The organism is Bythopirellula sp. (assembly GCF_041737835.1).
Taxonomy (GTDB): Bacteria; Planctomycetota; Planctomycetia; order Pirellulales; family Lacipirellulaceae; genus Bythopirellula.
On the sequence record NZ_JBGSQY010000040.1, the window covers coordinates 34,651 to 48,240 of the forward strand.

Genomic DNA, 13,590 nt, shown 5'->3' on the forward strand with positions numbered 1-13,590 from the left:
TGTTGCGAATTAACTCCAGCCACGCTCGTCGGCTGAGCCCGCGAAGCCCCCGTCGACGTGAATTGTTTGACCGTTCACAAAGGCGCTCTCTTCAGATGCTAAAAAGCAGACCACTCGGGCAACGTCTTCGGGTTGTCCCCAACGGGCGAGCAGTGATTCGCTCTTAGCACGCTGCTGCCAGTAGTCGCTTGCCGTTTCGCCCCACTTGGTTTGAATCCAACCCGGCGCGACGCAATTGACTCGCACCGACGGCGCCAGTGACTTCGCTAGGCTCCGTGAAAAGGCCGCAACAGCGGATTTCACTGTGGAAAAATATTCGCCACTGTCGCCCGCCATGCCGATTTCCGCTTGGGACCAACCAATGTTAATGACCGTGCCCTGGCCGCGTTCCTTCATCTTGGCGCCTATTGCGCGTGACAGCAGGATTGTGGCTTGCACGTCGACGTTCCATAAGGCGGTCAGCTTTTGCTCAAAATTTCCTTGAGCCGCGTCGCCGGTCAACACGTCGGCGCCGGCACAATTCACTAAGATGTCAAGCGGCGCGATACTCCAGGCATGATCGGCTAGTGCGCGGCAATTGGCGGAATCCGCCAAATCACAAGGGATCACTTCGACACGAACACCTTCCTGTTGTAACAACGCAGCCAGTTTCCGCGCTTCATCTATGTGCCGATGCCCCTGAAGGATGAGATTGCACTTCGCCGCGGCGAGTTGGGTGGCAATGGCCGCACCGATTCCTCCGGAGCTGCCTGTGACCAGGGCCCATTTTCCGTACAACGATTGTGAAATGTCAGCTGGCATGGTGAATTATGTTACAGAGGTGGAAGGTTTATTATCGCTTGCCGTCGCTTGGTTGACGAGAGGCATACCGCAATCCGAGTTGTCAGATCTGACGCTGATTTCTACGATAGTTCCAGCGTGCATTTGGTGAAACATCATCGAGTACTTCATGGCGAATTCTGAAATTGAGTGGAGTGGCATTGAACCGGCAACGCGGGTGCGCTTGCGTAGGTTCCCACTCATTTGGCTCATACTCGCCGCGGTGATTTGCCTGGGATTTCAGTTCTCGGGAGAAGACAAGGACATCAAGAACACAGTCTTGATGGTGGGAACAATCATTTTCTCTCTTGGTCTATCGACTTGGATGCTGTTGTGCAGCGGGTTACCCCGTCGACAGAGATTGGCACTTGGCTTGATTCCTTGGGCGATCGGGATTGCATTTTTTTCGGCGATTGAACTGGTCAACAATGGCGACGTGGGCTTCGTGGGCTGGCAGTGGCGGTGGGGCGCTAAGCATGACGAGACGTTGTCGGTTCCTGTAACTGTGACCAATATCATTCAAGATTGGCAAACAACTCCGCACGACTATCCTCGATTTTTGGGCAATGGCTATTGGGCGGAGGTTCCTGGAGTGGAGCTTGCGACCGATTGGTCGGTGAGCCCGCCGCACGAACAATGGCGCTCTGATGTGGGGGCAGGGTGGTCTGGCTTTGCGTTGGTGGGAGACTATGCCATCACGCAAGAACAACGGGGCGATCAAGAGCTTGTCGTTTGTTATCGCATTAGCACCGATAATCCTGAAGGTGAAACAGTCTGGAGCCACGCCGATACGGTCCGTTTTGATCCGATCGGCGCAGGAGCCCTGGGCGGCATTGGACCGCGTGCGACTCCCACAGTTTTTGATGGCAAAGTCTATACGGTTGGAGCCACGGGAATTTTTAACTGCCTTGATGCGCGGTCGGGCAAAAAATTGTGGGCTCACGATACGCATGCCGAAGGAAAAATCGACAACATCATGTGGGGGAAAGCGAGTTCCCCGTTGATTGTCGAGCAAACGGATGGTCCCACCTTGGTTGTGTTGAGCGTCGGTTCGCCGACCGGTTCGCTGGTCGCCTATGATGCGGAATCTGGGAAGATCATTTGGTCAGCTGGACAAAACCGTTCGTCTTACGCCTCGCCCGTGCTTGCTGAGTTGTTGGGCGAGAAGCTGATTTTAAGCATCAATGAAGATTTGCTGACCGCCCATCGTGTGGCGGACGGGGAGATCGTGTGGGCCCATGAATGGCCTGGAAACAGCGACAGCGATGCCACGGCTTCGCAGCCGATTCCGTTGCCCGGTGACCAGCTGTTTTTATCCAAAGGCTATGGAATTGGATCTTCACTTCTGCAATTGTCGCGGGATGAAGGGGGGAAGATTGTGGCCGAGCCTTTATGGAGCCCAACGATCCGCAAGGTGATGAAGACCAAAATGGGCAACGTCGTCATTCGCGACGGTTATGTTTATGGCCTCGACGGAGGCATTCTTCAATGCATCGATCTTGAAGAAGGTAAGAGTCAATGGAAGAAACGCCGCGTTCCCGCGATCGGTCATGGCCAGATCATGCTGATTGGCGATGCCTTGGTGGTGCTTTCCGAGGCCGGGGAACTTATTCTTATCGATCCAAATCCCGAGGAATATCGAGAGCTTGCCGCGATGCGAGTTTTTCCGCCCGAGCAGGTCACGTGGAATAATCCGGCCTTTAGCGCCCCATACTTCCTGCTAAGAAACAACGAGCAAGCTGTTTGCCTCAAGATGCCAATGGTAGAAAAGTCCGTCGCAACGGCGCAGAAGTGAACATCATTTGGGGGCGTTTTCTAGTAGCCAATCTTCCAGAATGATTTGCTCGACATAGGGCGCGCGGAGCAAATTTGTTCTTGCCGGAAGCAAGCCAGCCAGCCACGAGTTTCTTGCAATACCCGATACGGCTCGCAAGCTGAGGCTGCTAAACGAATTGCCGCGGGTTTGCTCGCGAACATTTTCACTGAGGCGGTTGAATGTCGCGAGAATGACGTTGGGTTCGGGGCCAACGTGAATCACGGTTTCGATGCCCGCGGCTAAGGTGTAATCCACCGCGTCCCAAAGTCGTTGAGGATGGTCGACCCAATCTCGCAGGATTTCCCGGGGTGAAGTGTCGATGTAGCTCTGTTTTCCCGTGACAAGTGAGAGGACAGGTGGGGAAGGGGGGACGTTGCCATCGGGCAAGGTTTCCATCATCAGCGATGCACGATCGGGAATATATCGTTGTCGGGCAATTGCTGTGTGCAACGGCGGCCAGCGATGCTCATTGACGCGCAACTGGGCACGGTGCGGCAGCGAATGCTTCATCAAAGCGCGAAAACGATTGATTGTGTCGCGTTGTCCCAACAACAAATAACTGTTCGGCGAGAGAATCGAAGAAACACCAATGGTTCCCTGACCTTCGCAGGTAATCAGTTCGCAAAGTCGCTCGACTTGGGTTTGCTTGATCGATGGCCCACGGGAAAAAAGCACGCCCATTGTGACATCGGCCGCGAGTTCAACCGCATCGGCAGCCATTGCCAGCGGGACGCGAATCATGTGATCGGGAGCCATGATGCCCGCGCAACTCACCGCGACGAGTTCTCCAAGACTGTAGCCAAACGACAAGCCGACGCGAGTCGTGTCGATTTCGTGAATCTCTTGCAGCAAACGAAGCTGGGCGACTTCGGCCGCAACAATCAAAGCAATGGCTTCGGCGTAGGTCTCAATCCCAAATTCTTGACGATCGGTGACGTGCTGGACCAAATCGACACGTTTGTTCGTAACTTCCGCACAGACATGGCCGAATCGAACTAGCTCATATTCGACGATGCTTCGATATGCTGGCACATCGAGCAATTCGGGCGTGCGGCCCAAATTAGTTACGTTGTAGCCGCGAAAGGCCAACGCGGCATGTGAAAGTTTGTTTGACAGAGTGGCTGGCATCAAAGGCGGCCCTGGTCTTGCATGTTATGAGAATGCTATCGGTTTTACGCACGAGCAGGGATAAGCGTTCTTTTTTATTCGTGATTTGTCTACGGTGTGGACTGTAGCAGTTGTAGGCATGATCTCAATCAGTCACTTGGAATTTCATCTCGAAAAATGAGCCTGGAAAGCAAGAAAACCATTAGTACCTAGGGAAAACCGCGACCCTCTCCCGAAGGATTTGAGCTATTTTTGTGTTGAGATTTCGCTGATCCCTCAGCAAATCGAACGCCAACGATCACACCAAGGACGAGGGAGAATATGCTTACTGCTCAAGACATCATGACCGACAATGTGTTGACCATCAGCCCGAATGCGACGGTGCAAGAGGCAATTGAAACGCTGATGCGCAGGAAAATTTCGGGCTTACCGGTGGTTGATGACGACGGCAAGTTGATTGGCGTGATTACGGAGTTTGCACTGTTGGCCATGGCCTACGACGTGGACGTTCGGCAGGAAAAAGTTATTAAGCATATGACCACGGATGTGATCTTTGTTGCCCCTGACGATCCGATTCGCAAGGTGGCAGACCTGTGCATTATGCACCGCGTGCGGCGTATCCCTGTGGTTGAGAATGGGCAGATTGTCGGCCTGATTTCGCGGCGGGATGTGCTCAAGGGTATTTACGAAGCCACCTTGATGGCGTGTGTCCTTTAACTAGTTCGCAATTAAAAAAGAGTACGTCAACTAATGCGAGTTCCTCACGTCGTTGCCGTGCTCTTGCTGTTTTGGCTGACGGGTCTTAGCGCATCGGCCCAAACGGTGCTGATGTTTACTGATACTAGCACTCTTAACGCGGGTGAAACCGCGCGCCGGACTCAGTTGCAATCTTGGGGTTTCACGGTCAATACGATTCTCGACAGTGCTAGCCAAGCCACGATTGATGCGGCTACTGCGGTGGCAGATGTCGTGTATATCCCATGTACGGTGACCGACTGGGAATTAGCGGACAAACTTCGCACCTGTTCCAAAGGGGTTGTTTGCGAGGAACGCTATCTCGATGACAATTTCGGCCTGTCGACCGCACCTGGCTGGGACACTACGTCCTACACGCAAATCAGCATCACCAACAACACCCACGAAATTACCAGCTCTTTTAACACTGGCAATCTAACGATTTTCAATTCCTCGGGCCAGCCGATGACGTTGATGAATCCGACCTATGCCACAGGGCTTACAACGCTTGCAGAGCAACATTGGGGCAACAAGGCACTCACGGTAGTTGATATTGGCGCAATTTTGGCTAACACGGTTGCCGGTAACAACACGGCTACCGGCCGAAGGGTCCATCTTCCGTGGGGGGGCGACAATTTCAATTGGAGCGTGCTCAATTCCGACGGTTTGCTGATACTCCAAAAGTCATTGCAATGGGCCACGGGCAAAAGATTGCTGCTGCACTACAAGCTCGATCACACGAGTGGCACGTCGGTGACAGACTCATCGGGTGATGGGAACGCGGGGACCGTCACAGGGACGGCAACTTGGGTTTCGGCGATACGCGATAATGGGTTTGATTTTAACGGCACATCAAAGATTCAAACCAACAGCGAGTTGGGCAATCCGGCGAATGTGAGCATGGCGGCATGGGTGGATCTCGACGCTGCTGATTCATCGGGCGCGGAGATCGCTTCCATCGGCGACCATGTGAATTTACGCCTGACAGCCAACTCGGTGCGTGCTGTGCTTTATAACGGTTCTACGTGGCTGACTACGAGTGCCACGTTTGCCCCCGTAGGCGCGGGTTGGCATCATTACGCCTTTACGTTCGATGACGCTGCGGACACGCTCAAAATTTATATCGATGGTGTTTTGGTAACGACTGCTACTGTAACGGCTACAATTAACTACAGTGGTCAAGGCACGGCGACCGTTGTGGGGCGGCACGGCAATGGCGCCGCGATCTACGACATGGATGGTCGGATCGATGACGTGCGAATTTACAATTACGCATTATCGCAAGCGGAAATTGCCGCGATTTACGGCTTGGTCGGGCATTTCAAACTCAATGAAACCACCGGCACGACGGCTGCGGATTCTTCGGGGGCTGGAAATAACGGCACCGTGTCAGGAACGACAGGGTGGGGAACAGCGGTACGCGGTAATGGTCATCGCTTCAATTACACAAATGGCGACGATTATGTGACAATTCCCAATTCGAAGTCGTTGCAAGACGTGCAGGAAGATGACTATTCACTTTCCATGTGGTTTAAGCCAGCGAGCGTGCCGCCAGGGACAGGAACTACGAACGACGGTACGTACGCCTTGGCTATGAAGAACGGGGCCATTTGCGGACTTGGGTATACGTACGAACAAAAATTTGGGATGTCTCATCCGTTCTCAGATGGAAGCATTCTGCAAACGAATTCCTCGAACACATTTGCGTCGGGAACATATCATCACGTGGTGGTCGTGGTAAAACGAGCGACCGGCAATCTCTCACTGTATGTCAACGGCCAACTGGAGTCGAGTCAATCTTTCACGCCCAACAAAGCGGCTTTCGAGCAAGGGACCTCAACGTGGAAGTTAGGTATCGCTAGCCCAGGAAGCGGTACTAATAAGTTCGCAGCCGATGGGACTCTTGATGATGTGCGGATTTACAACCGGTCCCTGACGGCACAGGAAATTGCACAGCTCTATGGCAATGCTGGGTATTGGAAGTTGGAAGAAATATCGGGAACAATAGCCGCGGATAGTTCAGAGGCCGAGAATCATGGCACATTCACGAGTAATCCGACGCTGGGGCAAACCGGCGTTTATGATTTAGCCACGACTTTTAATAGCGCCACTTTGGCCGAATATCTATCACTGCCGCGAGCAGTAATCCATGATGCCTCGACAGTTTCGGCGTCGTTTTGGATTAAGACGACTCACACAGGTGAGCAAAGTATCGTAAGCGGTAATAACAATGCGAAGGACAATGAATTTTTGTTGTTTTTCGGCAGCCACACCGAATTTCGTATTTATTGCCACGGCAATACCCAGTCATGGACGATTCCTTCGATTGCCGATGGCAGCTGGCATCACATTGCCGTTGTTTCGTCGGCTGATACGAACAAGACAACGATGTATCTCGACAAGGTTTCGATGGGTACCAAATCGATCAGCGCGGGGAGCACGCCCTACTCAATTGATGTCGGTGGTTTGATCGTTGCTCAAGAGCAAGACAGCGTCGGCGGAGGGTTCAGTAATACTCAGTGCCTCCGCGGAACACTCGATGAACTGCGGTTGTATCAAAGGGCCCTCAGCGATCAGGAAATTGGCGAGTTGTTTGGCTTAATGGGTCATTGGGCCTTTAACGAAGGCACGGGAACAATTGTCGCTGACTCCTCGGGTGCCGGCAATAATGCGTCAGTTAGTGGAGCGACTTGGAGCAGCGATTGCGCCGGCAACACGGCTTTAGATTTTGATGGTTTCAATGATTCGTCAGTAACAACAAATAATTTTGATCCACCCGCTCAAGGTGCGGTGGCCTTTTGGTTTCGTAGCACCGGTACTCCGGCCAGAAACCAACGCTTATGGGGGATCAAGGGCAATTATGAGGTGTGGCAAGGCTCCGACGGATTGATTAGCTGCGATCTCTCGACCAATGGGTCTAAGGGTGGCTTTATTACAACTACGCCGTTGGATTTTGAGGACCGGTGGTATCACGTGGTTGCTCAATATGATTCCGACACCGACAACTATTCGATTCATATAAACGGGGAATTACACAAGACTGGACTTTCGACGACTGTCATGAAAGACCAAACTCCCGGAAAGTTGCGGTTTGGCTCTGGTACGGGAAGTCTAAACAACTTCGAAGGCTCGATCCGCGATTTTCGTATTTACAATCGGCCCATGTTTAACTCTGAAATTGCCAAGTTGGCTGGTGTGATCGCGAGATGGCAACTCAACGAATCGAACGGGACCGTTGCGATCGATTCGAGCGTTAGAGGTAACAATGCGACTTATGTAGGCAATCCTACATTGAACGTGGGGGGGACGAACTCCGCGAACGGGACGGCGGTTGAGCTGAACGGATCGAGCCAATATGTCACGGCTAGCAAGAGCTTGTTGAACGGATTGCAAAAATTCTCGCTCTCTGTGTGGGTCCGCCCCGATAGCCTGACGCCTGACAAGTCGTTTGTTGGCCAAAACGGCTTGATCGAGTTGGGTATCGATACACAGACGGACCGCATTGATCTTTGGACCAGCAATGGGGGATCGTTAAGTGTAACAGCACCGTTGGCGATGTCCAAATGGTCGCATGTCGTCGCAGTGGGAGAAGGCACAAACTTGCGCCTCTATGTGAACGGCAGCGAAGTCGGTTCGGGGGGATCATCGACCTCGAGTTACGGCACCAACACAGGAACATTCAAGATTGGTGAAGGAGTGTTAACCGCGTCGGGAGGCTACTTTGATGGACGATTCGACGACGTGCGAGTTTACAGTCGTGCGATCTGTCCCGGTGAAGTCAACGCAATCTATCAAGGGGGACGGCCAGCGGGGGTGCGGATTATTCGCTGGATCGAAACGCGGTAGTTTTTGCAATCGGGCAGCGAATCTTAGTGGTCGCCTGGCACCGAATCGATCGTATGACCGTCAATCCGATGAGTCGCTGAGTTCAACGAATAAGCGGCACCTGAGACTGGGCAAACCGGCAAGCCTGCGGGCAGATAATTGGTCGTGGCAACGTCGCTGAGACTCGTGGGAAAGCTACCATTGTCGAGGTGATACCGCTCAATTGCGGCATTCAACTCTAAACGATTATGACGGCAGGCTTTGCACTTCGCGGTGTCGGTCGACTGGGTGACGCGAGAAACCACGATTGCCGCAATCACAGCGATCAACGTAACAACCGTCATCAATTCAAGCAGCGAGAAGGCTTGCTGCGGTCGCAGTATTTTTGAATATAGGGAGTGAGTTGACATCTTTGATGGCCTGATCGTGACCTGGCTTAAGGCCCTGGTTGCCTTGAGAATATGTACAGAATTGTAGCTTCTCGGATAGCGTTGTAAGAAAATGAGTTCGGATTATGAGAGGCAACTCTTGGGGGATGTAGCAGTTGATCTGATTTTGCGGTCTGCTGGCTTCTCAAACACAGCAACGCATGGTCAGTCCGCACTTCTGTCTTTGACTGGACGGGCCAGCAAGCTACGGTTGTGCGTTGGAATCCGCCCCATCAGCCGTTAGAAGCTTTGCCCCCAAGTTGCGACAACTATGTCTCACCATCACTGCACGATCTTGCTTGTGGAAGAAGAACCCATTTTGCGGGAGATAACCACGTTTCGGTTGGAGCTACTAGGCTACGAGGTCTTTGCGTGGGAAGGTGCCAGTCAGGCCAGTGAATGGTTACTAACGCAAGTTCCCCAAATGATTGTTGTCGGACAAGTTGCTGATGCGGGTGCGTTTGAGTTTTTGAACCAGTTGAGTAACGAACCACGGACAAGTGAAATCCCGGTGATTTATTTGTCGAGTAGTTCGGACTTGGAAGACGTGCAGAAAGCGTATAACGCTGGTGCCGACGAGTTTCTAGTGACCCCCTTTGATCCGCTGATGTTGGAAAAGAAAGTTCAGAATCTTGTAGGTGCTACCTACACCGCGAAATCATAACATCTTTTGAGCATTGTTGAGTCATGGCACGTCTTGGCGACATACTGGTTAAGCATGGTTGGATTACCGAAGGGCAAGTCCAAAGTGCTCTTTCCGCGCAAGGCTCGGAACGTGGCCTCTTAGGAACAATTCTCGTTCGTCGTGGCCTGATCACAAGCGATCAACTGGGGCAGGCTCTCGCAGAGCAATACGGTGTCCCGTTCTTCGACATTGTTCCTGAAAGCATCAACCCCCAAGTCGTACGTTTGCTGCCTGAAGAATTGGCTCGCGATCACAAAGTTGTTCCTGTAGCGGTGGCTGGACGTTCGCTGCAATTGGCCATGATGGCTCCGGACGACATCGACGTGATCAGCGAAACAGAGTTGATCACCGGTTACAAAGTCGTGCCGTTGGTGGCCTTCCAAAATGCCATTGAGGGCGCTCTGGACCGTGGTTTTGACGACCGCGTGGTGGCTCGGCAAACGATCGTTGACATGAAGATGGCCGATCTGGCTGCGGCTGAAAGCATGATCGGCCAAGAGCTGACCAATGAAATCACAATCGATGAAGATCAAACCCCTGTGGTTCGTCTTGTACGAGCCATTCTCATGGGTGCGATCAACGCTGGTTCGAGCGATATCCATCTCGAGCCGCATCACCCCGAAATGCGGGTACGATACCGCGTCGACGGCCAATTGCAGGCCGTGATGACAATTCCACGCCATATTGAAGAATCGGTCGTCGCGCGCATTAAGGTTATGGCTGACATGGACACGACCGAAAATCGCCGGCCTCAAGACGGTCAGCTCAGCATTAACGAAGTTACGGGACGCGTGAATTTCCGCGTTAGCACAATTCCCACTGTAGGTGGCGAAAAAGTAGTGATGCGTCTTCTCGACGAAGGCAGCCGTATCTTTCAGCTCGATCAATTGGGAATGTATGACCGCGACCTCAAAAAGATTCAAGGCTTGATCGACAAGCCGCACGGCATGATCGTGGTTACCGGACCCACGGGTTCCGGTAAAAGTACAACGATGTATGCGTTGCTTTCCAAACTGAATGCCGTGAGCCGTAATATCGTGACCGTGGAAGACCCCGTCGAATATCGACTGCCTGGGATCAATCAAGTTGCTTCCGACAATGAACATGGGCTGGGTTTCGCCAACGCACTGAAGTACATCATGCGCCAGGACCCCGACGTGATCATGCTCGGTGAAATCCGTGATCACGAAACAGCTTCAACCGCCGTGCAAGCCGCCCTGACAGGGCATTTGCTTATTAGCACGCTGCACACTAACGATGCCGTAGGATCGGTGGCGCGTCTCAACGACTTGGGTATCGATAGCTTCAAGACGGGTGGCGCGCTATTAGGTGCAATTGCTCAGCGTTTGTTGCGGTCGATCTGCAATCAATGTAAGGAGCCTGTGAATCCTAACGAACATTTTCTCAACGCCCTGAGCCATAGTTTGGACATACCCGCCGAAACCGTGTTTTTTGCCGGGCGAGGGTGCAAGAAGTGCTTGGGAACGGGCTACGCTGGTCGTATTCCCATCTACGAAATCATGACCGTGACGCCAACACTTGCGATGGCCATCGAAAAGGGTTTGCCAAGCTCGAAGTTGCGAGAAATTGCCGTGCAGGAAGGTATGGTCGAACTGGCTACGGCCGGTTTGGAACAGGTTCTGGCGGGCCACACGACCGTGGAAGAAGTTTTCTACAAAATTTCAGGTTAGTCGATCGTCGCCATGTCACGTCACAAGCAACTCGCACTAAGCTCGGCACATGCCACGAATTCATCGGGCTCGTTCCAGCTCGATCATTGGTGGATGAAACTCACTTCGTCGTCGAAGACGTCCGAGAAATTAAAGCCCCACGAGCTGACATTTATTCTGCGCACCTTGTCGACATTGGTCAGCAACGGTGTGTCGCTCCCGAAAGCTCTCGGAACACTGGCTCGCGAAGAAACGCTGGCGAAACATCGGCAATTACTGGAAATATTGCGGCGAAAAGTGGAATCGGGCGTTCCCTTTAGCACTGCACTCGCCGAGTTCCCACAAGTCTGCGATCCGATTACTACCAGTCAAATTCGCCTGGGCGAACGGTCGGGCACTTTGGCAGACACTCTCCAACACCTTTCAGAGAACCGTGGCAAGAGCGCGGAACTCAAGCAAGCAGTTATCAAGAAGCTCGCTTATCCCGTGTTATTGATTACCCTGGGCAGCGGTTTGTTGACTTTTTTGTTGATGTACGTCGTGCCAGTATTTGAAGAGACTTATGCAAAAGCCAAGGTTCCACTGCCACTGATCACCCGTATTTTGATTCAATTTTCTGGGATCATGCAAACATATGGCCCCTGGGTGATCGGAATTGGAATTCTTACAGCGGCAGCAATTCAGCAGCTCCGGAAACGGAGCGAATTTGCCGTGATGATCGATCGGGCTTTGCTGCGGGCCCCGTTATTCGGCAATTGGATGCGCGATATGGCTGTATTGCAGCTTATGGAAGTGCTGCACAGTTTGATGGCGGCTGGTTATACATTGGCCGAAGCCGTGAGGGAAACGGCGTCATCTGTTAGTAATCGAGCAGTCCGACAGGGTGTCAATGATCTTCAAGTAGCGATCAATCGCGGCGAAAAATTCAGCCGCGAGCTAGAACGGCACGAAGACTTGTTTCCTCCAATTGTGAATCAATTGGTGATCGTGGGAGAAAGCACTGGGCAACTCACTCGCGCCACGAAAGATATTTGCGATTACTTGCGGCGTGAGATCGAGCGAAAAAGCAGCCTTGTGGTTGGGGCGCTGGAACCGATTCTAACGATCGGACTTGCCAGTGCGATTGCAGTTGTGCTCCTAGCAATCTACCTACCCATGTTCGACATGGTGAACACCATCAAGTAAGCGTAACCCACGGGTTTTGTCATGGATAAAAAGTACATTTACGGGTTTTCTTTGGTCGAGCTGATGGCCGTTTTGGCGATTGTTGGGCTATTGGCGGGAATCATCTTGCCGCGCGTTGCGGGAAGTGATGAACAAGCCAAAGTTGCCGCCTGTAAAACCAATAAGGGTGATATCGAGATTCAAGCGGAACTTTGGATGCACAATACAGGCAGCTGGCCGGCAGCCAACTTGAGTGACATTGGATCAGATATGAGCTACTTCCCAGAGGGCGCGCCAACATGCCCAGTGGATGGTGGGAATTATACGATTGATCCTAACACGGGTAGGGTTTCCGGGCACAATCATTAAAAATCAAAAATTTTTCTTGTGTCACGAATCGTAACCTAAGTTTCCTTAGTAAGCGGTAAAAAACGCAGAAAATCTGGCAGCTTTTGCCTCACCACATAAGTCCCTGTTTGAGGAGTCACTTACCATGAAGTCGCGGAACCAAAGCAAGACAGGTGGTTTTTCGCTGCTTGAGTTGTTGGCCGTTGTGACGATCCTCGGCATCATTGCCGCGATCATCATTCCACGTGTCTCGATTTCGAGTGATACCGCCAAGGAACGCGTCAGCGAGCATCACAAAGCGACAATCAACGCTGCCGTGGAAAGATATTACGTCGATAATAGCACTTGGCCTGCGGCTGATCTTTCTGATATCGGTAAAGATCCGAATTACTTCCCAGATGGTCTCCCGACCAATCCCGTGGATGGCTCGGCTTACTCGCTCAACACCACGACCCACCGCGTGAAATAGCCCGACGGGCAGCGAAGCCTATGGCTTGCCAACACACAGAATCGATTTTCATGGCTCGGCGCACTCCGGTGCGTCGAGCTATGAGCTTTTTAGAACTGGCCGTGGTAGTTTCCATCGTGGGACTGTTAAGCATATCAGCTATAACATCCTTTGGCAGTTCGACCCTCAGCAATGGGGGGGCCGAAGGTTTTGTTCGTAAATTGTCTTTAGCGCTGACACACGCTCGTCGAGCCACGATTTCTACGGGCGACAACCATTATCTTCAACTCAGCCCTTCCGCAACAAATGCCACGAGTTTTACGCTCTACCGGCGCACGAGCGGTGGAAACGTCCCGGTGGATACGTCGAGAGCTGTACCCCAAGATGTCACTGTCAGCTCGTCGCATGCGGTTCTTGAGTTCGATTTCGATGGGGCGGCACTTGGCGGCTATTCGATTACCGTGGCAGGCGATCAACGTAGTTGGAATCTTTCCGTCGTAACACTCACCGGCAGCGTTTCTGTAACAGAGAACACTCCGTAGTAT

12 protein-coding genes are annotated in these 13,590 nt (G+C 52.4%); 9 read left to right on the forward strand and 3 right to left on the reverse strand.

Going from position 1 to position 13,590, the window contains the following annotated elements; translation table 11 throughout:
* Positions 1-9: 9 nt before the first annotated feature.
* Positions 10-801 (reverse strand): SDR family NAD(P)-dependent oxidoreductase, encoded by a 792-nt coding sequence (locus AC6T8Q_RS11695; RefSeq protein ID WP_500679254.1) that lies wholly within the window; start codon positions 799-801, stop codon positions 10-12.
* 148 nt (positions 802-949) lie between these two features.
* Between AC6T8Q_RS11695 and AC6T8Q_RS11700 the strand changes: the two genes are divergently transcribed.
* On the forward strand, positions 950-2,614 hold the full coding sequence (locus AC6T8Q_RS11700; RefSeq protein ID WP_500679255.1) for an outer membrane protein assembly factor BamB family protein: 1,665 nt from the start codon (positions 950-952) through the stop codon (positions 2,612-2,614).
* Positions 2,615-2,617: 3 nt separating this feature from the next.
* Here the strand turns inward: AC6T8Q_RS11700 and AC6T8Q_RS11705 are convergent, their stop codons facing one another.
* Positions 2,618-3,763, reverse strand: a complete 1,146-nt coding sequence (locus AC6T8Q_RS11705; protein ID WP_500679256.1) for a hypothetical protein — start codon at positions 3,761-3,763, stop codon at positions 2,618-2,620.
* Positions 3,764-4,063: 300 nt separating this feature from the next.
* Here AC6T8Q_RS11705 and AC6T8Q_RS11710 point away from each other — a divergent pair, with 300 nt between their 5' ends.
* Both AC6T8Q_RS11710 and AC6T8Q_RS11715 read left to right on the forward strand, forming a co-directional pair.
* Positions 4,064-4,459, forward strand: a complete 396-nt coding sequence (locus AC6T8Q_RS11710; RefSeq protein WP_496918597.1) for a CBS domain-containing protein — start codon at positions 4,064-4,066, stop codon at positions 4,457-4,459.
* A 33-nt stretch (positions 4,460-4,492) separates the two neighbouring features.
* A complete protein-coding gene (locus AC6T8Q_RS11715; RefSeq protein WP_500679257.1) occupies positions 4,493-8,323 on the forward strand; it encodes a LamG domain-containing protein in 3,831 nt (1,276 codons plus the stop codon).
* 23 nt (positions 8,324-8,346) lie between these two features.
* Here the strand turns inward: AC6T8Q_RS11715 and AC6T8Q_RS11720 are convergent, their stop codons facing one another.
* On the reverse strand, positions 8,347-8,712 hold the full coding sequence (locus AC6T8Q_RS11720) for a competence type IV pilus major pilin ComGC (RefSeq protein ID WP_500679258.1): 366 nt from the start codon (positions 8,710-8,712) through the stop codon (positions 8,347-8,349).
* A gap of 289 nt (positions 8,713-9,001) precedes the next feature.
* Here AC6T8Q_RS11720 and AC6T8Q_RS11725 point away from each other — a divergent pair, with 289 nt between their 5' ends.
* From AC6T8Q_RS11725 to AC6T8Q_RS11750, 6 genes are all read left to right on the forward strand, one after another.
* Positions 9,002-9,394, forward strand: coding sequence for a response regulator (locus tag AC6T8Q_RS11725; RefSeq protein ID WP_500679259.1), 393 nt, complete (start codon positions 9,002-9,004; stop codon positions 9,392-9,394).
* Between the two features lie 23 nt (positions 9,395-9,417).
* Positions 9,418-11,106: a GspE/PulE family protein gene (locus AC6T8Q_RS11730; RefSeq protein WP_500679260.1), complete on the forward strand. Its 1,689-nt coding sequence runs from the start codon at positions 9,418-9,420 to the stop codon at positions 11,104-11,106.
* A gap of 12 nt (positions 11,107-11,118) precedes the next feature.
* Positions 11,119-12,270 (forward strand): type II secretion system F family protein, encoded by a 1,152-nt coding sequence (locus tag AC6T8Q_RS11735; RefSeq protein WP_500679261.1) that lies wholly within the window; start codon positions 11,119-11,121, stop codon positions 12,268-12,270.
* 21 nt (positions 12,271-12,291) lie between these two features.
* Positions 12,292-12,618 (forward strand): competence type IV pilus major pilin ComGC, encoded by a 327-nt coding sequence (locus AC6T8Q_RS11740; protein ID WP_496918591.1) that lies wholly within the window; start codon positions 12,292-12,294, stop codon positions 12,616-12,618.
* 124 nt (positions 12,619-12,742) lie between these two features.
* Entirely contained in the window at positions 12,743-13,066 is a 324-nt protein-coding gene (locus AC6T8Q_RS11745) for a prepilin-type N-terminal cleavage/methylation domain-containing protein (RefSeq protein WP_500679262.1), read from the forward strand.
* Positions 13,067-13,116: 50 nt separating this feature from the next.
* A complete protein-coding gene (locus AC6T8Q_RS11750; protein ID WP_500679263.1) occupies positions 13,117-13,587 on the forward strand; it encodes a pilus assembly FimT family protein in 471 nt (156 codons plus the stop codon).
* Positions 13,588-13,590 lie beyond the last annotated feature (3 nt).

Excerpts from the sequence above, each read along its gene's own strand:
- AC6T8Q_RS11695 (WP_500679254.1), bottom strand. The coding sequence starts at position 801 with ATGCCAGCTGACATTTCACAATCGTTGTACGGAAAATGGGCCCTGGTC.
- AC6T8Q_RS11700 (WP_500679255.1), top strand. The coding sequence starts at position 950 with ATGGCGAATTCTGAAATTGAGTGGAGTGGCATTGAACCGGCAACGCGG.
- AC6T8Q_RS11705 (WP_500679256.1), bottom strand. The coding sequence starts at position 3,763 with ATGCCAGCCACTCTGTCAAACAAACTTTCACATGCCGCGTTGGCCTTT.
- AC6T8Q_RS11710 (WP_496918597.1), top strand. The coding sequence starts at position 4,064 with ATGCTTACTGCTCAAGACATCATGACCGACAATGTGTTGACCATCAGC.
- AC6T8Q_RS11715 (WP_500679257.1), top strand. The coding sequence starts at position 4,493 with ATGCGAGTTCCTCACGTCGTTGCCGTGCTCTTGCTGTTTTGGCTGACG.
- AC6T8Q_RS11720 (WP_500679258.1), bottom strand. The coding sequence starts at position 8,712 with ATGTCAACTCACTCCCTATATTCAAAAATACTGCGACCGCAGCAAGCC.
- AC6T8Q_RS11725 (WP_500679259.1), top strand. The coding sequence starts at position 9,002 with ATGTCTCACCATCACTGCACGATCTTGCTTGTGGAAGAAGAACCCATT.
- AC6T8Q_RS11730 (WP_500679260.1), top strand. The coding sequence starts at position 9,418 with ATGGCACGTCTTGGCGACATACTGGTTAAGCATGGTTGGATTACCGAA.
- AC6T8Q_RS11735 (WP_500679261.1), top strand. The coding sequence starts at position 11,119 with ATGTCACGTCACAAGCAACTCGCACTAAGCTCGGCACATGCCACGAAT.
- AC6T8Q_RS11740 (WP_496918591.1), top strand. The coding sequence starts at position 12,292 with ATGGATAAAAAGTACATTTACGGGTTTTCTTTGGTCGAGCTGATGGCC.
- AC6T8Q_RS11745 (WP_500679262.1), top strand. The coding sequence starts at position 12,743 with ATGAAGTCGCGGAACCAAAGCAAGACAGGTGGTTTTTCGCTGCTTGAG.
- AC6T8Q_RS11750 (WP_500679263.1), top strand. The coding sequence starts at position 13,117 with ATGGCTCGGCGCACTCCGGTGCGTCGAGCTATGAGCTTTTTAGAACTG.